This is a genomic window from Flavobacterium sp. (genome assembly GCF_040379285.1).
Classification (GTDB): Bacteria; Bacteroidota; Bacteroidia; order Flavobacteriales; family Flavobacteriaceae; genus Flavobacterium.
Genome location: NZ_JBEILJ010000018.1, coordinates 20,255 through 46,594, shown reverse-complemented (window position 1 = coordinate 46,594; position 26,340 = coordinate 20,255). Strand labels below are relative to the sequence as shown.

General features: G+C 42.6%; 19 protein-coding genes. 15 read left to right on the top strand and 4 right to left on the bottom strand.

Annotated elements, in window-relative coordinates; translation table 11 throughout:
* Window positions 1-62: 62 nt before the first annotated feature.
* Together purN and rnhA are read left to right on the top strand one after the other, a co-directional pair.
* A complete protein-coding gene (purN, locus tag ABWO12_RS05800) occupies window positions 63-635 on the top strand; it encodes a phosphoribosylglycinamide formyltransferase (RefSeq protein WP_353087827.1) in 573 nt (190 codons plus the stop codon).
* 37 nt (window positions 636-672) lie between these two features.
* Window positions 673-1,149 (top strand): ribonuclease HI, encoded by a 477-nt coding sequence (gene rnhA, locus ABWO12_RS05795; RefSeq protein WP_353087826.1) that lies wholly within the window; start codon window positions 673-675, stop codon window positions 1,147-1,149.
* Here rnhA and ABWO12_RS05790 read toward each other — a convergent pair.
* Window positions 1,144-1,470, bottom strand: coding sequence for a helix-turn-helix domain-containing protein (locus tag ABWO12_RS05790; protein WP_353087825.1), 327 nt, complete (start codon window positions 1,468-1,470; stop codon window positions 1,144-1,146). The two genes, rnhA and ABWO12_RS05790, sit on opposite strands and share 6 nt — an antisense overlap.
* Window positions 1,471-1,790: 320 nt before the next feature.
* Between ABWO12_RS05790 and ABWO12_RS05785 the strand changes: the two genes are divergently transcribed.
* On the top strand, window positions 1,791-2,714 hold the full coding sequence (locus tag ABWO12_RS05785) for a PfkB family carbohydrate kinase (RefSeq protein ID WP_353087824.1): 924 nt from the start codon (window positions 1,791-1,793) through the stop codon (window positions 2,712-2,714).
* A 121-nt stretch (window positions 2,715-2,835) separates the two neighbouring features.
* Window positions 2,836-4,734 (top strand): amidophosphoribosyltransferase, encoded by a 1,899-nt coding sequence (locus ABWO12_RS05780; RefSeq protein ID WP_353087823.1) that lies wholly within the window; start codon window positions 2,836-2,838, stop codon window positions 4,732-4,734.
* A 416-nt stretch (window positions 4,735-5,150) separates the two neighbouring features.
* Here the strand turns inward: ABWO12_RS05780 and ABWO12_RS05775 are convergent, their stop codons facing one another.
* Entirely contained in the window at window positions 5,151-5,759 is a 609-nt protein-coding gene (locus tag ABWO12_RS05775) for a superoxide dismutase (protein WP_353087822.1), read from the bottom strand.
* A 109-nt stretch (window positions 5,760-5,868) separates the two neighbouring features.
* On the opposite strand from ABWO12_RS05775, the gene ABWO12_RS05770 reads away from it, so the two are divergent.
* From ABWO12_RS05770 to ABWO12_RS05750, 5 genes are all read left to right on the top strand, one after another.
* Complete coding sequence (locus tag ABWO12_RS05770) at window positions 5,869-6,402, top strand: GNAT family N-acetyltransferase (RefSeq protein ID WP_353087821.1); 534 nt, start codon at window positions 5,869-5,871, stop codon at window positions 6,400-6,402.
* Window positions 6,399-9,569: a UvrD-helicase domain-containing protein gene (locus tag ABWO12_RS05765; protein ID WP_353087820.1), complete on the top strand. Its 3,171-nt coding sequence runs from the start codon at window positions 6,399-6,401 to the stop codon at window positions 9,567-9,569. Before ABWO12_RS05770 ends, ABWO12_RS05765 begins: the two co-directional genes overlap by 4 nt.
* A 4-nt stretch (window positions 9,570-9,573) precedes the next feature.
* A complete protein-coding gene (gene kbl / locus ABWO12_RS05760; RefSeq protein WP_353087819.1) occupies window positions 9,574-10,764 on the top strand; it encodes a glycine C-acetyltransferase in 1,191 nt (396 codons plus the stop codon).
* 86 nt (window positions 10,765-10,850) lie between these two features.
* Complete coding sequence (locus tag ABWO12_RS05755) at window positions 10,851-12,266, top strand: OmpA family protein (protein ID WP_353087818.1); 1,416 nt, start codon at window positions 10,851-10,853, stop codon at window positions 12,264-12,266.
* 66 nt (window positions 12,267-12,332) lie between these two features.
* Window positions 12,333-15,101, top strand: coding sequence for a PD-(D/E)XK nuclease family protein (locus ABWO12_RS05750; RefSeq protein WP_353087817.1), 2,769 nt, complete (start codon window positions 12,333-12,335; stop codon window positions 15,099-15,101).
* Here the strand turns inward: ABWO12_RS05750 and ABWO12_RS05745 are convergent.
* A complete protein-coding gene (locus ABWO12_RS05745) occupies window positions 15,098-15,880 on the bottom strand; it encodes an alpha/beta fold hydrolase (protein ID WP_353087816.1) in 783 nt (260 codons plus the stop codon). The genes ABWO12_RS05750 and ABWO12_RS05745 overlap by 4 nt on opposite strands.
* Window positions 15,881-16,224: 344 nt before the next feature.
* Window positions 16,225-17,520: an aminopeptidase P family protein gene (locus ABWO12_RS05740; RefSeq protein WP_353087815.1), complete on the bottom strand. Its 1,296-nt coding sequence runs from the start codon at window positions 17,518-17,520 to the stop codon at window positions 16,225-16,227.
* A 181-nt stretch (window positions 17,521-17,701) separates the two neighbouring features.
* Between ABWO12_RS05740 and ABWO12_RS05735 the strand changes: the two genes are divergently transcribed.
* The 6 genes from ABWO12_RS05735 (at window position 17,702) to ABWO12_RS05710 (ending at window position 26,340) form a co-directional block, all read left to right on the top strand.
* Window positions 17,702-18,553 carry a ChaN family lipoprotein gene (locus ABWO12_RS05735; RefSeq protein WP_353087814.1) on the top strand — a complete coding sequence of 284 codons (852 nt, stop codon included), beginning with the start codon at window positions 17,702-17,704 and terminating at the stop codon, window positions 18,551-18,553.
* 28 nt (window positions 18,554-18,581) lie between these two features.
* Window positions 18,582-19,451: a hypothetical protein gene (locus ABWO12_RS05730; RefSeq protein WP_353087813.1), complete on the top strand. Its 870-nt coding sequence runs from the start codon at window positions 18,582-18,584 to the stop codon at window positions 19,449-19,451.
* Between the two features lie 171 nt (window positions 19,452-19,622).
* Window positions 19,623-20,513, top strand: a complete 891-nt coding sequence (locus ABWO12_RS05725; RefSeq protein WP_353087812.1) for a succinate dehydrogenase cytochrome b subunit — start codon at window positions 19,623-19,625, stop codon at window positions 20,511-20,513.
* A 13-nt stretch (window positions 20,514-20,526) separates the two neighbouring features.
* Window positions 20,527-22,536 carry a fumarate reductase/succinate dehydrogenase flavoprotein subunit gene (locus tag ABWO12_RS05720; RefSeq protein WP_353087811.1) on the top strand — a complete coding sequence of 670 codons (2,010 nt, stop codon included), beginning with the start codon at window positions 20,527-20,529 and terminating at the stop codon, window positions 22,534-22,536.
* A gap of 7 nt (window positions 22,537-22,543) precedes the next feature.
* Entirely contained in the window at window positions 22,544-23,305 is a 762-nt protein-coding gene (locus tag ABWO12_RS05715; protein WP_353087810.1) for a succinate dehydrogenase/fumarate reductase iron-sulfur subunit, read from the top strand.
* 224 nt (window positions 23,306-23,529) lie between these two features.
* The gene (locus ABWO12_RS05710; RefSeq protein WP_353087809.1) at window positions 23,530-26,340 is read left to right on the top strand and encodes a GH92 family glycosyl hydrolase; all 2,811 of its coding nucleotides are present in this window, start codon (window positions 23,530-23,532) and stop codon (window positions 26,338-26,340) included.

Below are 26,340 nucleotides of genomic sequence, written 5' to 3'. Positions count from 1 at the left end.
TATCTCGTCATTTATTCGTTTTTTTGTAGGCGGTATTTTTGTCGAAAAACACAACCCGTTTTATGTCCAAAATTGTTCTATTTGCCTCGGGAGAAGGCACCAATGCTGTGGCGATTATCAAGAATTTTCAAGCAAAATCTACCGCTTCGGTTGCGGCTGTTTTTTGCAATAATCCGCAAGCGGCCGTGTTGCAACGCGAGTCTGATTTAGGGGTTCCCACCGTGTTGTTTGGGAGGCAAGATCTTGAAGAGGGCAAAGTGCTACAAAAGTTGCAAACGTTTGCCCCCGATTGGATTGTACTGGCGGGATTTCTGTGGAAGTTTCCCGAAGCGATTTTGGATGTTTTTCCCAAAGTTATCAATATTCATCCCGCTTTATTGCCTAAATTTGGAGGGAAAGGCATGTATGGTAAGCATGTTCATGAAGCGGTATTGGCTCAGGGCGAGACGGTGACCGGCATTACAATTCACTATGTCAACGCGCATTATGATGAGGGTGCTGTTATCGCTCAATTTGAAACCTCGATTGCAGAGTGTACTACCGCAGCGTGTATTGCAGCCAAGGTACATGCCCTCGAACAAGAACATTTTCCAAAAGTTATTGAACAACTTCTTCATGCCCAACTAAACTCATAATTCATAACTCATAACTCATAACTCATAACTTTTATAAATGTATCAAATTCACTTATACACCGACGGCGCGGCCAAAGGAAATCCCGGTAACGGTGGGTACGGTGTGGTTTTGGAGCAAGTAGGTACAGGCTATCGCAAAGAGTTTTATGAAGGATTTCGCCTAACGACCAACAACCGTATGGAATTGCTGGCTGTGATTGTGGGTTTGGAAAAGTTAAAACAACCGGGCATGTCGGTATTGGTGGTGTCGGACAGTAAGTATGTGGTCGATGCCGTTGAAAAAGGTTGGGTAATGGGTTGGGAAAAAAAGGGATTTCAAGGCAAAAAAAACCCCGACTTATGGAGGCGTTTTTTAAAAGTATACCGCCAGCATAAAGTTGATTTTCAATGGGTAAAAGGCCACAATAACCATCCGCAAAACGAGCGGTGCGACCAATTGGCGGTCATGGCATCCATGCAATCAAATTTGTCGGTAGATATATATTATGAGCAGCATCAGGATACCCTGTTATAAATCGTCTTTATTCTTTAAAAGTAGCGAATTATAGGCTTCTAATAATTTGATGTACTTATTTTTCCAATAATCTACTGTTTCCACATCAGGATATTCTTCTGGGGGTTCGTGAAGGATTTTGGGATACATTTCCTTGATTTCTTGGGTAAAATCGTAATGGATGATTTTACCGATGGTGAGAATCGTATCGATGGAGACATTTTTTTGGTCAAATATTTGATAAAACCAACGTCGGCTTTTCCCCATCTGTTTCGCTATAGCACTGATAGGCATGCCGCTTTGGTAAATCGCATTTTTGATTATTTCTCCCCGGTGTTCCATCCCTGCAAAGTTTTACACTTATGTGGGAAAAATATTTCTCAAAAATTTCTCAGATGTGTGTATTTTTTTGTAAGTTAGCTCAAGAAAATGGATTATTTCAAAAATACTTACCGCATGGGCCTTTTCGGAGGTGCAGCAGGTCGTGTGTTTACACGGTAGTTTTCAAGACTAACGACTTGAGGACTATAATTCGAAAGTGACGCAACCCGGTTTAGGCCGGGTTTTTTTTATGAAAAAATTATACCGTTTCATTTACAAGAGAAGTTTTATTCTTATCATATGAATACGTATCTTTGCGCCTTTATTCTAAAAACGAGTTCATGAACAAGCTTTTAATCGTGGGAACCGTGGCTTTTGATGCGATCGAAACGCCCTTTGGAAAAACCGATAAAATACTAGGAGGAGCAGGTACCTTTATTGGGTTGTCGGCTTCCCATTTTAATCTTCAATCGGCTATCGTTTCGGTTGTGGGTGATGATTTTCCTCAAGATTACTTGGATTTACTTACGGCTCGCAACATTGATATTTCTGGTTTAGAAATTGTGCAAGGTGGCAAAACGTTCTTCTGGAGCGGCCGTTACCACAACGATATGAATTCCCGCGATACGTTGGCTACCGAGCTTAACGTATTGGCTGATTTTAATCCAATTGTGCCCGATAACTTCAAAGATGCTGAAGTGGTGATGTTGGGCAATTTGCATCCTTTGGTACAAACCGGTGTTTTGAATCAATTGACCGCAAAGCCTAAGTTAGTCGTATTAGACACCATGAATTTCTGGATGGACTGTGCGTTACCCGAGTTGATGGAGGTGATTAAGCGCGTTGATGTGATTACCATTAACGATGAGGAAGCCCGTCAATTGTCGGGAGAATATTCGCTAGTCAAAGCAGCGGACAAAATCCATGCGATGGGTCCAAAATATGTGGTGATTAAAAAAGGCGAACATGGAGCGTTGTTGTTCCATAACGAACATATTTTCTTTGCACCTGCGTTGCCTTTGGCCGACGTGTTTGATCCCACAGGAGCGGGCGATACCTTTGCGGGTGGATTTGCCGGGTATGTGGCGCAACAAGGGGATACTTCTTTTGAAACGTTAAAAACTGCGATCATTCAAGGGTCCAATTTGGCTTCCTTTTGTGTAGAGCAATTTGGAACGGAGCGAATGGTGCGCCTAACAAAAGAAGAAGTGGCCGAGCGCTTGAAACAATTTAAAGCACTCACCCAATTTGAAATAGAATTATAGTAACTTTATGCCTCGAAATTTCGGGGCATTTTTGTTTACTTCAACAATAGAAGTTCCGAGAATTTCATTGGTTTTCAGAACACTAAATCCCAACAATACAAACACAACATAACTACCATTTATGAGTGACGCCGTAAAACACGAATGTGGAATTGCACTCTTACGGTTGAAAAAACCGTTGGAGTATTACAAACAAAAATACGGTTCGGCTTTTTATGGGGTACAAAAAATGTACCTACTCATGGAAAAGCAACACAACCGTGGCCAAGATGGTGCCGGATTTGCCTCGATCAAGTTTGATGTGGCTCCTGGCGAACGCTACATAAGTCGTATTCGTTCCAATGACGCACAATCGATTCAAGATGTCTTTGCCCAAATCAATCAACGAATTTCCAACGACTTAACAGCACATCCCGACAAAGCCGATGACGTAGCTTGGCAAAAAGCCACTATACCCTATATTGGTGAATTGTTTTTGGGGCATGTGCGTTATGGAACGTTTGGCAAGAACAGTATCGAAAGTGTACATCCTTTTTTACGTCAAAACAACTGGATGCACCGTAATTTGATTGTCGCCGGGAATTTCAATATGACCAATGTTACCGAACTCTTTGCCAGTTTGGTCGAGTTGGGACAACATCCCAAAGAAATGGCCGATACGGTAACGGTTATGGAAAAAATAGGTCATTTCTTGGATGATGAGGTCACGGATCTGTATTTGGAATGCAAAAACGAAGGCTTGTCCAAACGAGAAGCCTCTCCAGTCATCGCCGAACGACTCAATATACAACGCATTTTAAAACGCGCTTCCAAAGGTTGGGATGGCGGTTATGCTATGGCGGGATTGTTTGGCCATGGGGATGCTTTTGTATTGCGCGATCCCGCAGGAATTCGCCCTGCCTTTTTCTACGAAGATGATGAAGTGGTCGTTGTGGCCTCAGAGCGTCCCGTAATTCAAACCGTATTTAATGTAGCGTTCGATTCGGTTCAGGAATTGCAACCAGGTCATGCGTTAATTATCAAAAAAAATGGGGCGGTTACTTCGGAGTCAATTATACCAGCGGTTGAAAAAAGAGCTTGTTCGTTTGAGCGGATTTATTTCTCCCGCGGGAGTGATGCGGCTATTTATCAAGAGCGAAAAGCCTTGGGGAAACTTGTTTTACCCGATGTGCTGGAATCCATTCAAAACGATACAGACAATACAGTTTTTTCATACATTCCCAATACGGCCGAAACTTCCTTTTTTGGAATGGTAGAAGCGGCCAATGACTTTTTGAATCAGCGCAAGAACCAATATATTTTGGACTACCAAAAAACCTTGACCAAAGAAAAGTTGGAAGAAATTTTAGCGGTCAAAATTCGCACGGAAAAAATTGCCATAAAAGACGCCAAGTTACGCACATTTATTACAGAAGACAGCAGCCGTGACGATTTGGTGGCCCATGTTTATGATGTGACGTACGGTGTGATCCAGCCCAGTGATAATTTGGTCATCATCGACGATAGTATTGTGCGCGGAACGACCTTAAAAAAAAGTATTCTCCGTATGATGGATCGTTTGAATCCGAAAAAGATTGTCGTGGTATCATCGGCGCCACAAATTCGCTATCCCGATTGTTACGGTATCGATATGGCGAAGTTGGAAGGCTTGGTTGCTTTTCAAGCTGCGATAGCACTTTTAAAAGAACGCGGGCAGTATGATTTGGTTGATACGGTTTACCAACAATGTAAAGCACAAGAAGGAAAGCCAGACGCTGAGATTATTAATCATGTGAAAACAATCTATTCGCTATTTAGCGATAAAGAGATTTCAAAAAAGATAGTTGAGCTCCTGAAACCAGCAGGTATTCATGCGGAAGTGGATATTATTTTTCAATCAGTTGACAACCTTCATAAAGCCTGTCCAGAACATGTAGGCGACTGGTATTTTACGGGAGATTATCCCACGCCAGGAGGCAACCGCGTGGTGAATAAGGCATTTATGAATTTTTATGAAGGTAAAGACGCACGTGCTTACTAAAATTCTGAAAAACACGCATTTTATCGATTTTTATGGTTATTCATCAATAATATTTTGAATCACCTTACAGGCAGGTATATATTTGAACCACCATAGCATTAGTAGGTTAAGTTTATGGTAGATTTGGGGCAAAAAGGGTGAAAGTTTACTTTCACCTTTTTTATTTTCTACAAATTTCAGTGCATTCCCTTTCAAATCGCATTCATCTACCCTTTTTTATTGCCTTTTAGCTTATTTTATAAGAAACGTTTGGGTTTCCCTACCGATATTGTTAACTTTGTTCTACCATAGGATTTAGTAGGTTAAGTTTATGGTGGATTTGGGGCAAAAAGGCGTTCGTATCCACGAACGTCTTTTTTAGTATAAAAAAACCCGATTGAGCGATCAATCGGGTTTTTGTTTTGTTTTGTTACGAATTATTTTTCAGTAGCGTAAAGGCGTGCCACTTCAGTCCAATTGATTACATTGAAAAAGGCCTCAATATAATCGGGACGTCTATTTTGGTAGTTGAGGTAGTAGGCGTGTTCCCATACATCCATTCCTAAAATAGGCATTCCACCGCAGCCTACTTCAGGCATTAATGGGTTGTCTTGATTCGGGGTAGCACACACTTCCAATTTACCTCCTTTTTGCACACAAAGCCATGCCCAACCTGATCCAAATTGGGTTGCTCCTGCCTTAGCGAATTTGGCTTTGAATTCGTCAAACGACCCAAAGTCGCGGTCAATGGCTTCAGCCAATTCCCCTGTGGGTTTTCCGCCCCCTCCAGGAGTCATAATACGCCAATAAAGATTGTGGTTATAAAATCCACCGCCATTGTTGCGAACGGCAGCGTTTTTCATATCCAAATTAATCAATATGTTTTCAATGGTTTTTCCTTCCCAATCTGTACCCGCAATGGCCGCGTTTAGGTTGGTGGTATACGCATTGTGATGTTTACTATGGTGAATTTCCATAGTACGGGCATCAATATGAGGCTCCAATGCATCGTAAGCATAGGGTAATTGTGGTAATTCAAATGCCATAACTAATTTGTTTAAAGGATTATTTAATTGACTTCAAATTTATACATTTAACTTCGGAATAGAAAATACTATTTTTCAATTTTACCATAGGTTTAACGTATCGTTTATTATGTCCATTTCACTACAACCCGCTCGTTTGGTGGGCGAAAAGGTGTATACCATACCCTTGATTCCAGCACATTTTGAGTCGCTGTACGCGGTAGCTTCCGATCCTTTGGTTTGGGCGCAACATCCGAATCCCAACCGCTACCAACGAAGTGTTTTTCAAACCTATTTTGAAGGAGCCATGGAATCCCAAGGAGCATTGTTGGTTCTCGATAAACAAACCCATTTGGTCGTTGGATGCAGCCGATTTTACGCCTATAATTTGGAGCAAAAATCAATCCTAATTGGCTATACATTTATAGGAAGAACCTATTGGGGCAAACGCTATAATGCCGATTTAAAGCAACTTATGTTTGATTACATATTCCAATATGTCGATACCGTTTACTTTCATGTGGGTTCCGAGAACATTCGCTCCCAAAAAGCCATCGAGAAAATAGGTGCTGCGAAAATTGATGAAATTCAAATAGCGTATTATGGCGAGGCAGAAAAGACTAACTTTGTGTATCAAATCCAACGTCCTAACCCAATTTCATGAGTACAACACCTGCATTTACTTTATATGACGCCTCTGCTGGATCGGGGAAGACCTATACTTTGGTAAAATCGTATTTGAAGATTATTTTAACGGCTCCACAACCCGATGCCTACCGCTCGATTTTGGCCATCACATTTACCAATAAGGCCGTACATGAAATGAAAAGCCGCGTAGTGGAGAGTTTGTCGCAATTTGCTGCCCTTCAACCGAGCGCAAAGGCCCGTGATTTACTCGATGATATAGCCGCCGAAACAGGGATGTCTACCCATACTATTCAAGAGAAATCTCGGGTGATTATTAAAAATTTGATTCACAACTATGCTGCCTTTGATATTTCAACCATTGATAAGTTTACCCATAAAGTCATTCGCTCATTTGCCCATGAATTAAAGTTGCCCATCACCTTTGAAGTGTCTTTGGATACCGATGGATTGTTGCAAGAAGCCGTTGATGCCATCATTGCGCAGGCGGGTGAAGACGAAACGTTGACGCAATTGTTGGTGAATTTTACCATGGAAAAAACCGATGAAGATAAAAGTTGGGATATTTCTCGGGAAATTATTGAAACGGGGAAATTGATGTTGAATGAAAACAACCGCGAGGAAATTCATCAATTGCAAGACAAGTCCATCGAAGACTTTATTGTTCTCAAAAATAAGTTGATAGCGTTAAGCCATGCCATGGAGGAACAGGCAGCACAAGAGGCGCTTTCTATTTTAGGGTTATTGGAAAAAAATGGGGTGGATTTAAAATCATTTTCTCGTGAAACTTTTCCCAACCATGTAAAAAGCATTGCGCGTAAGGACTACAATCCCAATCATAAAACCTATCGCGAAGCAGAAGCGATTCAAATCAATAAAACCGCTTCCGATAGAGCGCTCATCGAGTCGTTAGTACCCGAAATGGTGTCGCATTTGACCCAAATGTATGGCGCTTTAGAGAAAATGCTGTTCTACAAAGCCTTTTTAAAAAATGTCACCCCGCTTTCTTTGCTCAATACCCTTCAAAAAAAATTGAAAGCCATTCAAGAAGCCCAAAATATCCTTTCGATTACCGAATTCAACACCTTAATTCAAGAGCAAATACAACAGCAACCGGCGCCGTTTATTTATGAAAAAATGGGCGAAAAATACCGGCATTTTTTTATTGACGAGTTTCAAGACACTTCTGAATTACAATGGCACAACTTGATTCCCCTTATAGATAATGCGCTGGCCGGAGAAGAAAATGGGGTGCCCGGGTCGTTGCTTTTGGTGGGCGATCCCAAACAGTCGATTTATCGTTGGCGTGGAGGAAAAGCCGAGCAGTTTATTGCTTTGGGGAAAGGTGAAATTCCGTTTTCAAACAAAAATTTTGCCCGAAAAACCTTGGATACGAATTACCGAAGTTATTCGCAAATCATTGAATTTAACAATGATTTTTTCCAATTTCTCTCCGGAAAATTTCAGCACCCTGACTATAAAGAATTATACGCAAACTATAGTTTTCAAAAAACCAATTCCAAAAAAGGAGGCTACGTTCAGTTTGAATTTATACCTGGAAAAGTTGATAATACCGAGGACGATGAAGGGTTAGAAAAAGCCGATCTTTATTTGGAAGCCCTTGTCAATACTATAGCTAATATTCGATTGCAAGGATTTGCCTATCGCGATATTGCGATATTGATTCGCAACAATAAAAATGGAGCGCTCATTGCACAATACCTCACCGAAAAACAACTGCCGATCATTTCCTCAGAAAGTTTGTTGTTGGCAGCCTCTGCTGAAGTTCGCGTCTTGGTAGCGGCGCTTCGGTTTTTGAATAATACGAAAGATCAAGAGGCCAAAGCCAATGTTTTATACTATTTGGCGTCTCATTTCGATCCAGCACACCTCCATGAATGCATCGCCGAAGGCATGGCAAAAATGCTAGAAACCGACTGGGAGCAATGGTTGAGCTCACGTTTTGGGACTACTTTTTCACATTTTTCATTACAAAACCTTCGCAAAAAGTCGCTGTATGAAGTAGTTGAATACTTAAGTCATTTGTTTATCCCCCCGTCAAAACACAGTGCGTATGTACAATTTTTTCAAGATGTCGTATTGGAACACGATTTGCGCAAACAAGCCGGGATAGTTGATTTCTTGACTTTTTGGGAGCGTCAAGCGCAAAAGTTAAGCATCGCTTCTCCAGAAGGGAACGATGCTATTCGAATTATGACCATTCACAAATCAAAAGGACTCGAATTCCCCGTCGTTATTTTTCCTTTTGCCGAAGAAAATTTTGCCCAAAATAAGCAAGATAAGTTGTGGCTCGATCTTCCCGATACCGACTTAGGTATTCCCAAAGCTCTAGTGGCCAAAAACAAAGAAGTTGAAACCTTCAGTCCTGAAGCGGCTGCGGTATATAAACAACGAAACGAAGAAGAATTGCTGGACAATATCAATGTATTGTATGTTGCCATGACTCGAGCCGAAGAGCAGTTGTATGTGATTTCTGCCGAAAATCGTACGAGTAATGGCGAACTGCCGTCCAATTTGTCGTCCTTCTTCTTGGCGTTTTTAGAATCCAAAGGCTGTGTACTGGATCAAGGTAAAGTGCGATTTGGTGAGGCAACGCGCCGTTCCACACCCGATGCGGTGAGCGTTACTTCTATGCTCATCCCAAAAGTGAACGCTTTGTTTCGTCCGAGCAACATCAAAATTGCCCAGCGGGAAAGTTTAATGTGGAATACGAAACAGGGCGATGCCATTGCTTATGGAAATTTGGTGCACGAACTTTTAGCTTCAGTTACCACCCTGCGCGATATTGATTTGGTTTTAGCCAAAGCTATAGAAGAAGGCCTATTAGCGACTTCACAAAGGGATGTGATTCAGCAAACCCTTTTGGGGGTAGTCACCCACCCGGAGTTGCGTGAGTTTTTTTCAGAAAAAGGACGTGTGTACAACGAGCAAACTTTTTTACTGCCCCAAGGACCCGTTTTAAAGCCCGATCGTGTGGTAGTTTTTGACGATCAAACCGCTGTTTTATTAGATTACAAAACAGGGAGCCACAAAGAGGTCTATCGTGCCCAAGTAGCAGGGTATCAAACGGCTTTGGAAGCAATGGGTTGGCAAGTGAGGAAAAAATGTTTGGTTTATATTGGCGAACACGTTGAAGTTGTACATTTGCAAGAACAAACGAATTAAGATTATGTACGGAAAAATTCAAGCGCATTTGCAACAGGAAATTCAAGCTATTAAAGACGGAGGCTTGTACAAAAAAGAACGAATCATCACCTCGCCTCAAGGGGCTGAAATCATAGTCAACGGGGAGACTGTTTTGAACTTTTGTGCCAACAACTACCTCGGATTGTCTTCGCATCCAGAAGTCGTTCAAGCAGCCAAAGAAACGCTCGATACGCATGGTTTCGGCATGTCTTCAGTGCGTTTTATTTGCGGGACACAAGACATTCACAAAACCTTGGAGCAAAAAATTGCCGATTTCTATGGCACAGAGGATACCATTTTATATGCCGCCGCTTTCGATGCCAACGGAGGGGTTTTTGAGCCTTTGTTGGGCGAAGATGACTGTATTATTTCCGATAGTTTGAACCATGCTTCGATTATTGATGGCGTTCGTTTGTGTAAAGCCGCTCGTTATCGTTATGAAAATAATAATATGGCTGATTTGGAGGTGCAACTTCAAAAAGCGACAGCGGCAGGGCATCGATTTAAATTGATTGTTACCGATGGCGTGTTTTCTATGGATGGCTTGGTGGCTCCGTTGGACAAAATATGTGATTTGGCCGATCAATACGATGCGATGGTGATGGTCGACGAATGTCATGCCGCAGGTTTTATCGGTGCTACGGGTAAAGGAACGCTCGAAGCAAAAGGCGTCATGGGACGTGTGGATATTATCACGGGAACCCTAGGCAAAGCCCTTGGGGGTGCTATGGGAGGCTACACCACAGCCAAAAAAGAAATTATTGAGATTTTGCGTCAACGCTCTCGTCCATATTTGTTTTCCAATTCGTTGGCTCCGGCTATTGTTGGGGCTTCAATTAAAGTTTTTGAGTTGTTGGAAAAAGATACGACACTGCGTGATCAGTTGGAATGGAATACTAATTATTTCAAAAAAGGCATGAAAGCGGTGGGATTTGACATCATTGATGGCGACTCTGCTATTGTTCCTGTAATGTTATATGATGCCAAGTTATCTCAAGTTATGGCCGACCAATTGTTGGCCGAAGGTATCTATGTAATCGGTTTCTTTTACCCTGTGGTGCCCAAAGAAAAAGCACGTATTCGGGTGCAACTTTCGGCGGCTCATACCCAAGCGCATTTGGATAAAGCAATTGCGGCATTTACCGAAGTTGGACAAAGCTTGGGTGTAATCTAATCGAAAAATGCCTTAACATTTTGATAATTCATTAATTGGTTATAATTTTGTCGTCATATTCATATATAAATCTAACAAAATTAAGTATGAGACATCTTAAAAAATTATTTGCTATTTTGATGCTTGCTGGTATAAGCGTTCAAGCTCAGGATAGTAACAACCAATGGGCTATTTCGTTTGGTGTAAACGCAATCGATGGTGCTCGTGTAAGCGCGGCTTCCAAAATCGAAGATCAGTTTTCTCAATTCTATAATGCAAAGAGAAACTGGAGCATCATTCCAGCCGTTTCGTCTGTTAATGTTTCCAAGTATGTTGGGAATAACTTCTCTTTTGGTGTAACCGGTTCGATCAACAGAGTGAACAAGATTGTTGGGGAGCGTTTTTATGATGCTGCAACCAACACAAATGATTATCCTGTAGCGAATCCAGGCGATTTGATGTACTACAGCTTTGATGGGGTTGTTCGTTACAGCTTCATGAGCTTGTTAAAGTCCAAAACGATTGAGCCATTGGCACATATTGGAGGGGGTTATACCTTTTTGGGTGATGCTTCTGCAGGTACAGTGAATGGAGGTTTAGGATTGACCTATTGGTTTGGAAAACAAATTGGTTTGACCTATACTGCTACGTACAAGCATTCATTTGATGATTCAAGAGATCCTTCTGTAGATGTTGCTCCTCACGTTCAACACTTTGCTGGTTTAGTATTAAAATTTGGTGCTAAAGATTCTGACAACGATGGTTTTTATGATAATGAAGATGCTTGTCCTACCGAAGCTGGAACCGCAGAATTCAGAGGTTGTCCAGATTCAGACGGTGACAAAATCATTGACAAAGAAGATGCTTGTCCAGATACTCCTGGTTTAGCACAATTCGGAGGTTGTCCTGATACAGATGGTGACGGCATCCAAGATAAAGAAGATGCTTGTCCAGATGCAGCAGGAGTTAAAGCTTTAGGCGGATGTCCTGATGCTGACGGTGATGGTATCGCTGACAAAGATGACAAATGTAAAGATGTTAAAGGTCCTAAAGAAAATGGCGGTTGTCCATGGCCAGATAGAGACGGTGACAACGTGTTAGACAAAGATGATCAGTGTCCAGATGTAAAAGGAACTGCTGCTAACAAAGGTTGTCCAGAAGTTACCGATGAGGTAATGAAACAATTAAACGACTACGGTAAAACAATTCTTTTCGATACAGGTAAAGAGTCATTCCAAAAACAAACGTTCCCTGTATTGGAAGCGATGGCTGCAATATTGAAAGAGTATCCTTCTGCACAGTTCTCTATCGAGGGTCACACCGATAGCGATGGTAAAGATGCAACGAACCAAAAATTATCTGAAGATCGTGCAGCCGCTGTGAAAAACTATTTAGTTTCTAACGGAATAGATGCTTCTCGTTTATCTTCTAAAGGATTCGGTGAGTCTATGCCAGTTGCTTCTAACAAAACAAAAGCAGGTAAAGCACAAAACCGTCGTGTAGAGGTGAAATTGGTAAAATAATTTTCCTACACCACAATATATTGAAAAACGCGCCGATTTGTTCGGGGCGTTTTTTATTTTTATAGCATGCAAAAGAACTCCTTTCTCTTCGATATCGCCGCCACACTTTTAGAGGAGCATAGCCATCAAATGGAAAACCTAACGGTTATTCTTCCCAATAAACGTGCCCGCATTTTTTTGATAAATGCATTGAAAGCCCAAACCAAGGTTCCCTTGGTGGCCCCTGAAATCATCAGTATTGAGTCGTTTGTGCAAGAAGTTTCAGGAATTACCGCTTTGGATTCGATCGAATTATTATTTGAATTTTACGCGGTATATGGTCGGTTAACGCCCGAGCAACCCGAACCTTTTGAATCTTTTGCTCCCTGGGCTAAAACATTATTACAGGATTTTAATGAAATAGACCGCTATTTGTTGAACCCCAATACGATTCTGACCTACCTCGAAAACATCAAAGAAATTGAACACTGGTCAGTAAGTGTCGAGAAACACACTGCATTGATTGAACGTCATTTGGCTTTTTGGCGGAAACTGCCGTTGTATTACCACGAGTTTTACCAACATTTACGAGATAAGAAGCGAGGGTATCAAGGGCTTATGTATCGTGAATCCGTCGCTAATCTCCCTCATTTTATTCAACATTCCTCGGCTCGTAAGTACTGCTTTGTTGGGTTTAATGCCCTGACCAAAGCCGAGGAAACTATCGTACAACAATTAATGGCCGCCGATCGTGCTACTGTGTATTGGGATGCCGATCGCTCATTTTTGGAGGATCCATTGCATGATGCGGGACTTTTTTTACGACGGTACTTGAAAGAATGGCCCCACTACAAAACAAAGCCGTTTCAGCAAGTGTATTCACAGTTTCAAGAGGCTAAAAAAATCACGGTAATCGGAACCTCCAAATCTATCGGGCAGGCTAAATTGGTGGGAAGTATACTAGAAAAACATCTTGAAGACCATCCCGATACCGCCCTTCAAGATTGTGCCGTAGTCTTAGGAGAAGAGAGTTTATTAGTGCCTGTTTTGTACAACCTCCCCGCTTCAATTCCTGCCCTGAATATTACCATGGGGTATTCGAGCAAAAACAATCCCGCTCAAGTATTAGCGCACAAATGGTTTAAAATGCACCTCAATGCACAACAACGCAATCCCCAACAGTATGTATTTTATTTTCGGGATGTTTTGGATGTCATTACGCATCCGCTGGTTGAACCCTATATTCAAGCCGACGTTTTATTGAAATATGTACGACAAAATAACGTCACGTTTATTCCTCAGAATCGATTGTTTACCTTATTGGAGAAACCGCCAACAGCTCTTTTTCAACTCCTTTTTCAAAAATGGGAGGCTCATGCTTCGGAAGCGCTTCAAACCCTAGCAACGTTGCTCCTGGAAATCAAAGCACAATTGAATTACACGTCAAACGACGAGAAAATTGCCAATGCTTTTTTGTATTCATTGTACAAAATTGTCAACAAACTCATCTCGTATTTTGAGCAGCATCCTGTGGATAACCAACCCGAAACGGCTTTTGCTTTGTACAAACAGATTGTCGATTTGGCCGAAGTTTCTTTTGAAGGTGAGCCGCTCGAAGGACTCCAAATTATGGGGGTACTGGAAAGTCGTGTGCTCGATTTTGAAACCGTGATTATCACGTCGGTTAATGAAGGGAAATTTCCTTCAGGGAAGTCCAATAACTCCTTTATCCCGTATGATGTGAAGCGCGAGTACGGCTTGCCTACCTACAAAGAAAAAGACGCCATTTATACCTATCATTTCTACCACTTGTTGCAGCGTGCCAAAAATGTGTATTTGCTGTATAATTCCGATTCAGAAGGACTCGACGCGGGAGAACGCAGCCGTTTTATCACGCAATTGGAAGTAGAAAAGCAACCCCAACACCAATTGATATTTGAACAATACCATCCTGAAGTGCCTCAAATTGCTTACGAACCCATGGTGGTTCCCAAAGATGAAGCGGTGATGCACCAATTGAAAGCAATAGCCACTGAAAAATACTTCTCCCCTTCTTCCTTAACCAATTATGTGCGGAATCCGATACGGTTTTATTTCCAGCGGTTATTGCGCATTTCAGAGGCCGAGGAGGTCGAAGAAAATATTGCGGTGAATACGTTGGGTACGATTATACATGCTGTTTTAGAAGATTTATATACCCCTTTTATCGGTCGAATTTTAACGGTTCATGATATCGAAGCTTGTTTTTCGAAAATCGAAGCAAAAGTTGTAGAAAAATTTAAAGACGTTTACAAGGAAGGTGAAATCCAAAAAGGGCGGAATTTACTGGCTTTTGAAGTGGCGAAGCGCAACGTATTTAATTTTTTGAAGCTCGAACTCGAAACGCTAAAAAAAGGCGAAGTGGTGCAAATTCTGGCTTTGGAAAAAGGGTTTGAACGTGAATTTGTGCATCCAAAGTTGCCTTTTCCCATTAAAATTGGTGGGAATGTTGACCGCATCGAACTACGGGACGGCCGTGTGCGCATTATCGATTACAAAACCGGAAAAGTAGAGGGTAAATCCGTAACACTTTCTTCCTGGAAGGGATTGACCGAAGACATCAAAAACGACAAAATTATACAGGTTTTAGCCTATGCTTTTCTCTATGAAAAAGAAGCGAAATGCTTACCTATGGAGGTAGGAATCATATCGTTTAAAAATTTAAAAAGCGGATTTTTACCGTTTAAGTTCAAAGCGGATAAAGAAGTACAAACCGAAGTCACTCCTGAAATCCTTGCGGCCTATTTGGAGGAATTAGCAACGTTATTGGCGGAGATTTTTAATCCTGAAATTCCGTTTAAGGAGAAAATAGTTTAAATCCCCTTCAAAAAGCTTACAATTGTTTTCTCCAAGGCTTTTTGGTTTTCCAAATGACTCATGTGCCCGTCGTGGAAGGTGGTAAGTTGCACGCGCGTATTTTCGACTTGGGTGACATTGTCGTCATATGGAAGTACGCCGTCTTTTTTACCCAAAATTAATGCAATAGGATACGGGCCAAAATGCAAAAGCACTTCGCGGTCGTTCCGGATTTTCATGCCTTCCAAAGCGGCGACAATGCCTTGTAAAGGGGTTTTTAACGCTTCGAGTTTTACGTTTTCGATGGTTTCGGCTAATTTTTCGCGGTTGTCTTCGCTGAATAAGTTGGCAATCGACATGCGCACAAAAGCCGTGTAGTTTTGCTTCACCGCTGCAATGGCGCGATCGCGGTTCAATTTGCGTTCGTCACTGTCGGCGCGGGAAGTTGAATTGAGTAGAACCAAACCTTTTACATTATCGGGATAGAGTTCAGCAAATGCCAACGCCACATAGCCGCCCATGGAATGCCCAATCAAGACCAATTTTCGGATTTTGAGTTCGTGCAACACATGATGCACCATATCGGCTTGGTCTTCCATGGTGTGCACATAGCCCAAACAATCGGTGTTGCCATGACCCAATAAATCTATCGTAATCACGCGGTATTTGGTCGCCAAAACGGGAGCCAAATACTGCCACATGGTTTGGTTTTCCAAAAAACCATGCAACAACACCACCGCAGTACCTTTGCCCGTTGCGGTGTAGTCAATCGTGATATTTTTATACTGGATTTGTGCCATAACCGATTGCAAAAATAAGAGAACTAAACATTCAATTAAAAAATTAAACCGTCTTATTAGCAGTTAACTCCTAATTCATAATTGATAATTCATAACTCATAATTTATAATTCAAAACAACCCCTCTCTCCAGCCCCGATTGCAGCAAGCTATCCTGCCGTTCTCCTTTGTTGATTTGAAAACAACACTTCCTGCGGCAGATAGCGCGGAAAGCGGGTGCTTGCGGAATAGATGCAGGGCGTTGTTGCTGCATAAAAAAACGGCCCATAAGGCCGTCTCTTGTCATTATAGCAATGATGAACTTTTCACGGCAAACAAACTGTTCACTGCGACTGCGACTGCAAACTATTTTCCGTTCATAAGTGATTCAATCTCTGCCGCTTCAATCGGGATGTTGCGCATGAGGTTGAACGGTGCGCCGCTCGCCTGAATCACCACGTCGTCTTCTAAACGAATCCCGAAGCCTTCGGCTGGGATGTAAATGCCGGGTTCGACGGTAAACACCATATTCGGTTGCATCGCCTCGTGCAATAAACCATAATCGTGGGTATCTAAGCCCAAATGGTGCGAGGTGCCGTGCATAAAATATTTTTTGTAGGCAGGCCATGCGGGATCTTCGTTTTGCACATCGGCTTTGTCCAACAAGCCCAAGCCGAGCAATTCGGAGGTCATGATTTTACCCACTTCCACATGGTATTCTTTCCAAAGCGTGCCGGGAACCAACAGTTGGGTCGCTTCGTTTTTCACCTTCAAAACCGCATTGTACACCGCGCGTTGGCGATCGGTGAAACGACCCGAAACGGGAATTGTGCGACTCAAATCGCTGGAATAATTGGCGTATTCGGCACCCACATCCAAAAGCAATAGATCGCCGGCCTTACATTCTTGGTTGTTTTCAATGTAATGTAACACGTTGGCATTGGCACCACTCGCGATAATTGGGGTATAGGCAAAACCTTTGGAACGGTTGCGCAAGAATTCGTGGGCAAATTCGGCTTCGATTTCGTATTCCATCACGCCGGGTTTCACGAAGTTTAAGATGCGACGGAACCCTTTTTCGGTAATGTCGCAAGCCGTTTGCATTAAGGCCAATTCTTGGTTTTCTTTTACCGAACGCAGGCGCTGTAAAATCGGGTTGGATTTCTCGACTTTGTGCGCGGGATAGGTTTCTTTCCACCATTTGATAAAACGATCTTCGCGGGTTTGCGTTTCAACGGCCGAACGGTAATGTTCGTTGGTGTTGATGTACATCGTGTCGGCGTAGGTCATTACCTCTTTGAGCATTTTTTGGAAATCTTGCAACCAAACAATGTTACGGATACCTGAAACTTCAAAGGCACGTTCTTTGGTTAGTTTTTCACCTTCCCAAATGGCGATATGTTCGTTGGTTTCGCGTAAAAACAAGATTTCCCGTAAATGCGCATAGGGAGCATCGGGGAATAACAACAAGATACTTTCCTCTTGATCGGCACCCGATAAATAAAAGATATCGCGGTGTTGGGCAAAAGGCAATGTGCTGTCGGCCGATACAGGATAAATATCGTTGGAGTTAAAAATGGCAACGCTATTGGGTTTCATTTGTGCCGTAAACTTGGCGCGGTTGGCGATAAACAGTTCGCGGTCGATAGCATGGTATTTCATAATCTTTTATTTGAAGATTTTTTAATTTGAAAATTTGAAAATGATTTACCAAAATTACGGATAAGTCTAAAGCGATTCTTAGACAAATGGCGTTATTTTAGATTTTTTCGAAATTAGATTTCAATATTAGGCAATTTTTGGAAATGAAGCGAAAAGTGTACTTTTAGAAAAAAATAAATCTATGAAAAAGGTTGTTTTTATTCTAATCTTGCTTATTGGTGTTTCGTTGCAGGCACAAGACAAGCCCGCGTATCAATTGTATGATAAAAAAGGGAAGAAGGTAACGTATAGGAAAATGCTAAAAGCTGCCGCGGCAACCGAAGTGGTGTTGTTTGGCGAATACCATAACAATGCGATTTGTCATTGGTTGCAATTGGAATTGACCAAGGATTTGGCCGAAGTAAAGCCTTTGGTGATGGGCGCCGAAATGTTTGAAGCCGACAATCAACTCGCGGTGAATCGGTATTTGGCCGATAGCATTACGCAAAAACAATTGGACAGTACGGCGCGGTTGTGGTCCAATTACAAAACCGATTACAAGCCGTTGTTGGATTTTGCCAAAGAAAAGAAAATAACGTTTGTGGCGACCAACATTCCCCGTCGGTATGCTTCGATGGTAGCCAAAAAAGGATTTGAAGTCTTAGAAACCTTAACACCTCACGAGAAATCCTGGATGGCGCCGCTGCCCATGCCCTATGACGCGAGTTTACCTGGGTATGTCAATATGATGAAAATGATGGGGGAGCATACCAGTCCGAACATGCCCAAAGCCCAAGCCACCAAAGATGCGACTATGGGGTATTTTATTGCACAGAACCTGCAACCAGGAACGGTTTTTTTACACTTCAACGGTACGTACCATTCTGATAATTATGACGGCATTAATTGGTATTTAAAAACCTATCAACCGGGGGTAAAAATTATGACCATCGCTGCGGTAGAGCAAAAGGATGTCGGAAAACTCGAAGCGGAGCATTACAATAAAGCCGACTATATTCTCGTTATCGATGAGGATGTAACAAAGACGTATTAGTTTCGTCTATAAGGTAAATGCTATACGTATGAAAAAATGGATCGCTTTTGGAATTGTTTTATTGGTTTTTGTGCCCTTTTACTCTTGTGATCAGGAAGAAACGGTTACGGAGCCGTATTTGGTAGTTCGGTTTCAATTTGACCCCAATCAAGTGCGCTTAAACAATTTGGGGCAACCGGCGGCGGTACCTTCGGGACATGCAGCACAATCGCCTTCATTCAACACCATTGGAGCTCATTATTTGGAGTTAGCCCAAAATGCCAATACACAATTGGGCCAAGGCTTGGTGGTTTATCATGCGCCTGAAACCAATGCTGGCGGTGCTACAGCTATTGACTTTAATCAATCAAAGATCGTTGCCGAAGGAGCGGTTTTTCTAAAAATACCCTTACGCACACTGGCACAAGGGACGTACGAGTGGGTCCGCGTTTCGTTATCGTATCAAAATTACGGGATTTCTGTTCGGCATGCTGGTGCTGATTATGCGGGGACCTTGGCAAGTTTTGTGGGGTATAACACCTACATTACAAGCCATGCCATAGGGAATAATTTTTTCGCTGTCGATGGCAATCGGACGCAAGGGTATTGGGCGTTTGCGTTAAATGATTTCCCATATTCATCTTCTGGCCAAGCTCCTGCCGGGGCAACCACGGTACCCAATCCTTTAGCGGCCACATCCCCAATTCCTGCGGGCTCATGTGTGGTCACAGGGAAATTTCCCGTAGCATTACAAATCACAGGCAACGAAACCCACGATATTGAACTCACGCTTTCATTGTCCAACAACAACAGTTTTGAATGGATTGAAGTGGTGTCTGATGGTAAGTTCGAACCTGCGGCAAGCGAAACGGTAGTTGACATGGGGTTGCGGGGTTTGCTTCCAACCTTTGAAAAATAAGCGTTTATTTTTTTTGTATTCCTTTTTTTGTTGTCGATTTACCTACATTTTTGCAGTCCCCTAAACGCTTTTTAAATTCATTATAAATTAGTGTGAAAAGGTTGTAGTTAACTGCAAGAACCCTTATTTTTGTTTGATTTTTTAAAAAACTATTACAATCAAATAAAAATTATGGCAAAATCTGCACTTCTGAAGTCCTCCATTGCAAAAAAATATTGGATGGCGCTAACGGGTTTATTTTTATGCTTGTTTTTGGTCGGTCACTTGCTGGGGAATCTCCAGTTGATTTTCAGTGATGCCAAGCATTTCAACGATTATGCGTTGTTTATGACGACCAATCCAGCGGTAAAAATTCTTTCTTACCTTACTTACATTTCCATCATTTTCCATGCGGTAGATGGTATTTTATTGACGGTTCAGAATAAAGCGGCTCGTCCCGTAGGCTATGCCAAAGTGAATGCGTCGGCTAGTAGTAGCTTGGCGTCCCGCAACATGGCGGTGTTGGGGACATTAATCTTAGTTTTTATTGTAACCCACATGGCTAATTTCTGGGCTCGCATGCATTTTGATGAAAACATGCCTATTGTAGTCAAGGAAATGAACACGGGTATGGGGGTTAAACAGCGAGTGGCTGTGGGAACGAAAGAGTCTCCAAATCCGTATTTTCAAGTGGATGAAAATGGACAATTTGGCCCTAAAGTAATCGAGGATATCAAAAGGCAATCCATGGGTCAATACGACTTAGCCGTTCGCGATTTGACTACCGTTTACAACAAAAAAGATGGTGAAGTCATTTTTATTGGACAAAAAGACTTGTACAAAATTACCATCGACTTGTTTAAAGATAAAAAATGGGGAATGGCCGCCACAGGATTATACGTTTTGGCCATGTTGGTTTTGGCATTTCACTTATTGCACGGGTTTCAAAGTGCGTTCCAATCGATGGGCGTAACCAGTCGTAAGTTAACGCCAATCATCAAAACATTCGGAACTGCTTTCGCTATTTTGGTTCCTGCCTTGTTTGCTGCGATTCCTGTTTACATTCATTTTTTCTTAAAATAATCAACATCACGATATGAAGTTAGATTCAAAAATACCGGAAGGTCACATTTCAGAAAAATGGACCAATCACAAAAATAACTTAAAGCTAGTAGCGCCCAATAACCGTCCCAAAATCGACATTATTGTGGTAGGTACTGGATTGGCGGGTGCCTCTGCAGCCGCTTCCTTAGGAGAAATGGGGTACAATGTAAAGGCATTCTGTTTCCAAGATTCACCGCGTCGTGCGCACTCCATTGCCGCACAAGGGGGAATCAATGCTGCCAAAAACTACCAAAATGACGGAGACTCTGTGTACCGTTTGTTTTATGATACCATCAAGGGAGGCGACTACCGTGCCCGCGAGGCCAACGTACACCGTTTGGCTGAAGTGTCGGGTAATATCATCGACCAATGTGTAGCACAAGGGGTTCCTTTTGCTCGTGAATATGGTGGAATGTTGGACAACCGTTCTTTTGGTGGAACGCAAGTACAGCGTACATTCTATGCAGCGGGTCAAACAGGGCAACAATTGTTGTTAGGAGCCTATTCTGCTTTGTCACGTCAAATCGGATTAGGTCGTGTGCAGATGTTCAACCGCCACGAAATGTTGGATTTAGTAAAAGTTGACGGGAAAGCCCGCGGTATTATTGCGCGTAACTTGGTTACAGGTGAAATCGAACGTCACTCAGCACACGCGGTCATTATTGCTTCTGGAGGATATGGAAATGTATATTTCTTGTCGACCAATGCTATGGGAAGTAACGTAACTGCAGCGTGGAAAGTACACAAACAAGGCGCCTTATTTTCCAATCCTTGTTTCGTGCAAATTCACCCAACGTGTATTCCTGTTCATGGAACCAATCAATCCAAGTTGACATTGATGTCGGAGTCTCTCCGTAACTCAGGTCGTATTTGGGTACCTAAGAAAAAAGAAGATGCAGAAGCCATTCGCGCTGGGCAATTGAAACCCACGCAAATTGCGGAAGAAGATAGAGATTATTTCTTGGAAAGAAGATACCCGGCGTTTGGAAACTTAGTGCCACGTGACGTAGCTTCTCGCGCTGCCAAAGAGCGTTGTGATGCGGGATATGGTATTGAAGCTAATGACACGAATGAAGGGGTGTATTTGGATTTCTCAACAGAAATTCAAAACAAAGGGAAGCAAGCGGCCTACGCCTCTGGAAATCATAATCCTTCCCCCGAAGAAATTACCCGTTTAGGTAAAAAATGGTTGGAAGAAAAATACGGTAACTTGTTTACCATGTACCAAAAAATTACCGACGAGAATCCGTATGAAACCCCAATGAAAATTTACCCAGCGGTACACTATACCATGGGAGGTGTTTGGGTAGATTACAACTTACAATCGACTATACCAGGTTGTTTCGTGGCAGGGGAAGCCAACTTCTCCGATCACGGAGCCAACCGACTTGGAGCGTCCGCCTTGATGCAAGGATTGGCCGATGGGTACTTCGTATTGCCCTACACGGTTTCTAACTACTTGGCCGATGATATTCGTACCGGTAAAATTTCAACAAGCTTGCCCGAGTTTGACGAAGCAGAACAACGCGTTAAAGACCAAATCAACAGTTTCTTGTCGAATAACGGTACTAAGACTGTCGACTATTTCCATAAACGCTTAGGATTGATTATGTGGAATAAAGTCGGAATGGGACGTAATGAACAAGGATTAAAAGAAGCAATCAGCGAAATAGATGCGTTACGTGCAGAATTCTATAAAGACGTCTTCGTTCCAGGAAGCGCCGATGAGTTGAACCAAGAATTGGAAAAAGCACTTCGCGTGGCCGACTTCCTTGAATTGGGTCAGTTGATGGCGATGGACGCCTTAGAGCGAAACGAATCTTGCGGAGGTCACTTCCGTGAAGAATACCAAGACGCCGAAGGGGAGACGCTTCGCGATGACGAAAACTATGCTTTTGTGAGCGCTTGGGAATACAAAGGACCCGACATTAGTAAAGAAGAACTTCACAAGGAAGAGCTGAAATACGAGTATATTAAAATTGCAGCGAGAAACTATAAATAATTGAAACATGGCTTCTAAAAAGAACATCAATATAAACTTGAAAATTTGGCGTCAAAAAAATGGAAACGTCAAAGGACAATTGGTCGATTATAAGTTGGATAACGTCTCTACCGACAGCTCCTTCCTCGAAATGTTAGACCAGTTGAATGAACAATTGGTATCCCAAAAACAAGAGCCTGTAGCGTTCGATCACGATTGTCGTGAGGGAATTTGCGGTTCCTGCTCTTTGTTTATCAACGGACGTGCGCACGGGCCAGATACAGGTATCACCACCTGTCAGTTGCACATGCGTATGTTTAAAGATGGCGATACTATTTATGTGGAGCCATGGAGAAGCCGCGCGTTCCCAATCATCAAAGACTTGGTGGTAGATCGCAGTGCCTTCGACCGTATTCAACAAGCAGGAGGTTTCGTTTCAGTAAATACCTCAGGGCGTACGATCGATGCCAACACAATTCCAGTGCCTAAAGAAAATGCCGATAAAGCATTTGAAGCAGCTGCCTGTATCGGATGTGGTGCCTGTGTGGCCACCTGTAAAAACGGTTCAGCGATGTTGTTTGTAGGCGCCAAAGTATCGCAATATGCTTTGTTACCGCAAGGAAAAGTTGAAGCTACACAGCGTGTAATGAACATGGTACGCCAAATGGACGAAGAAGGATTCGGAAACTGCACCAATACAGGGGCGTGTGAAATCGAATGTCCAAAAGGAATTTCCTTAGAAAACATTGCACGCATGAACCGCGAATATTTGAAATCAAGTCTTAAATAATTCCTCAAAAAGGTTAATTCATAAAAAAGCACTTCTTCGGAGGTGCTTTTTTTATTGGGGCGAGCCCCGTCAAGTTTTTTGCTAAAAAAAGGAATTTTAAATTTCGGGGCCGGGCTATCCGCCGTGCACGGCACTTGGCTACTACTTGCCTGCCGATAGGTAGGTCCCTCTCGCAATCCCTGCAAAAAAAACGTATATTTGAATACAACAAATAAACGACACGAATGAAATCCCTTTTTACGCTCGTACTTTCGGGATGGGCGCTACTACTCACAGCTCAAAACAACACTTCCTTTGTCAATCCAATGATCGGAACCGACGGTCATGGCCACACGTTTCCAGGAGCCACTTTACCTTATGGAATGGTTCAACTCTCCCCCGATACGCGTATTGATGGCAGTTGGGACGGATGTTCAGGCTACCACTATTCGGATTCCGTGATATTCGGATTTTCTCATACGCATTTAAACGGAACAGGGTGCTCAGATTATGGCGATATCATGCTAATGCCTACAATGGGCGATGTTTCTTTCGATCCGAAAGTTTATGGTTCTCCTTTTTCTCATACCACCGAAAAAGCCAGCGCCGGCTATTATGAAGTTCGCCTCGAAAAGTATCAAATTCAAGCGCGATTCACTGCGTCAACGCGAGTGGGTTTTCATGAATATACCTATACACAAGCAGGGTTGGCCAATTTAATCCTGGATTTAAACCATAGAGATAAATTGCTATATGGCGAAATACGTGTAGTCAATAACCGTATGCTCGAAGTGCTCCGTCGCAGCGAAGCTTGGGCCAAAGATCAATGGGTATTTGCCCGCATTGAATTAGACACCCCCATGAGTATAGCTCGTGTGGAAGCCAATCGTTCGCAACAAAATGATTTTTACACCGGGACAGATTTGAAAATCGCACTTCAGAAAAGTGTCAACGCCGGAGATAAAATTAAGGTTAAAGTTACCCTTTCACCTACATCCTACGAAGGGGCTCGTTTAAACAGCAGTGAGATTACGGGTTGGGACTTTAATCAGGTGCAAAAAAATGCCGAAAAAGCGTGGGAAGCGGAACTGTCAAAAATTCAAATTTCAACCGCCAATAGCGACCAAAAAACAGTCTTTTATACGGCGCTTTACCACACGATGAAGCAGCCCAACATCGCTCAAGACATGGATGGCTCCTACCGTGGACGCGACAATCGCATTCACAAAGCAGAGGGGTTTACCTATTACTCGGTTTTTTCCTTGTGGGATACCTTTCGTGCCGCCCATCCCTTGTATACCTTAATCGATAAAAAACGTACAGCCGATTACATTAACACGTTTATCAAACAATACGAACAGGGAGGCCGCTTGCCTGTTTGGGAATTGGCGTCCAACGAAACCGATTGTATGATTGGTTACCACGCGGTCTCCGTTATCGCTGATGCGATGGCCAAAGGAATTCAAGGATTTGATTATCAAAAAGCTTTTGAAGCCTCCAAACATTCGGCAATGCTCGATCATTTGGGACTGGAAGCATACAAAAAACAAGGATTTATTGCCATGGACGACGAGCACGAAAGTGTATCCAAAACCTTAGAATACGCATATGACGATTGGTGTATAGCCCAAATGGCCAAAATTTTAGGCAAATCTGACGATTACCAGTATTTTATGAAACGCGCCCAAGCATGGAAAAATGTTTTTGATCCAAATACAGGGTTTATGCGTCCCAAGAAAAATGGGGGATGGGATAAACCGTTTGATCCGCGCGAAATCAACAATAATTTTACCGAAGGCAATAGTTGGCAATATTCCTTTTTTGTCCCCCAAGACATCACCGGCATGATCGAGGCCTATGGTGGCAATTCAAAGTTTGAAGCCAAATTAGACGAAATGTTCAACAGTGAAAGCAAAACCACAGGACGCGAACAAGTGGATGTAACCGGACTCATCGGCCAGTATGCGCACGGAAATGAACCCAGTCATCACATGGTATACCTCTATAATTTCATTGGAAAACCCGAAAAAACTAAAGAGAAAGTCCACTATATCCTGAACACCTTCTACAAAAACAGTCCCGACGGTTTGATTGGCAACGAAGATTGTGGTCAAATGAGTGCGTGGTATGTGTTGAGCGCTTTAGGGATGTATGCGGTTACTCCCGGAATTCCCGAGTGGACGCAAACCCAACCCTTGTTTTCTTCGGCGACGATTCAAATGGAAGACGGATCTCGTGTTACCCTAACCCCTGAAACACCAAAAAGCCGTTTGGGAATTGCCACGGTTCCAATAAACACGCAAGCAAATTTATTAACCGCACCCAAAATTGTCCCCGTTCCTGTGATTGAAGCGGCACATAAAGCTTTTAAAGACCAAATGCAGGTTGCCATCACCGCTCAGCATCCCTCGCATAAGATTTTCTATTTGGTTACCGTAAAAGGAGCCGATTATTCAAGAGTAAAGCGAACCTTCGTTTCTTATGTAGCTCCATTTACTATTGATTCAACGTCAACCGTGAGTGCTTATGTCATGGAGGGAACACAAACGAGCCAAACGATTTTTGCTTCGTTTTTCAAAAAACCCAACAATTATTCAATAGCGTTAACTTCTACCTACAATCCACAATACCATGCTGGCGGCCCCGATGGCTTACTCGATGGGATTTACGGTACTACCAATTGGCGAAAAGGCGATTGGCAAGGATATCAAGCCCAAGATTTTGAAGCCGTAGTTGATTTGAAGGAAACCAAAAGCATTAGCACGTGCAAAACCTTCTGTTTACAAGATACCCGTTCTTGGATTGTTATGCCTACACAAGTAGCCTATTACAGTTCACTAGATGGGGTTAACTTCACTTTGCTGGGAACACTTACCCACACGGTCGATCCGCAAGATTATGAAAATTCGATCCATGATTTTGCATTGCAGTTGCCCAAACCCATTCAAGTCCGTTACCTCAAAGTAAAAGCCATCAATTACGGCAAATTACCCGAGTGGCATATCGGTGCAGGCGGAGATGCTTTTATTTTTGTAGATGAAATTGAAATCAACTAA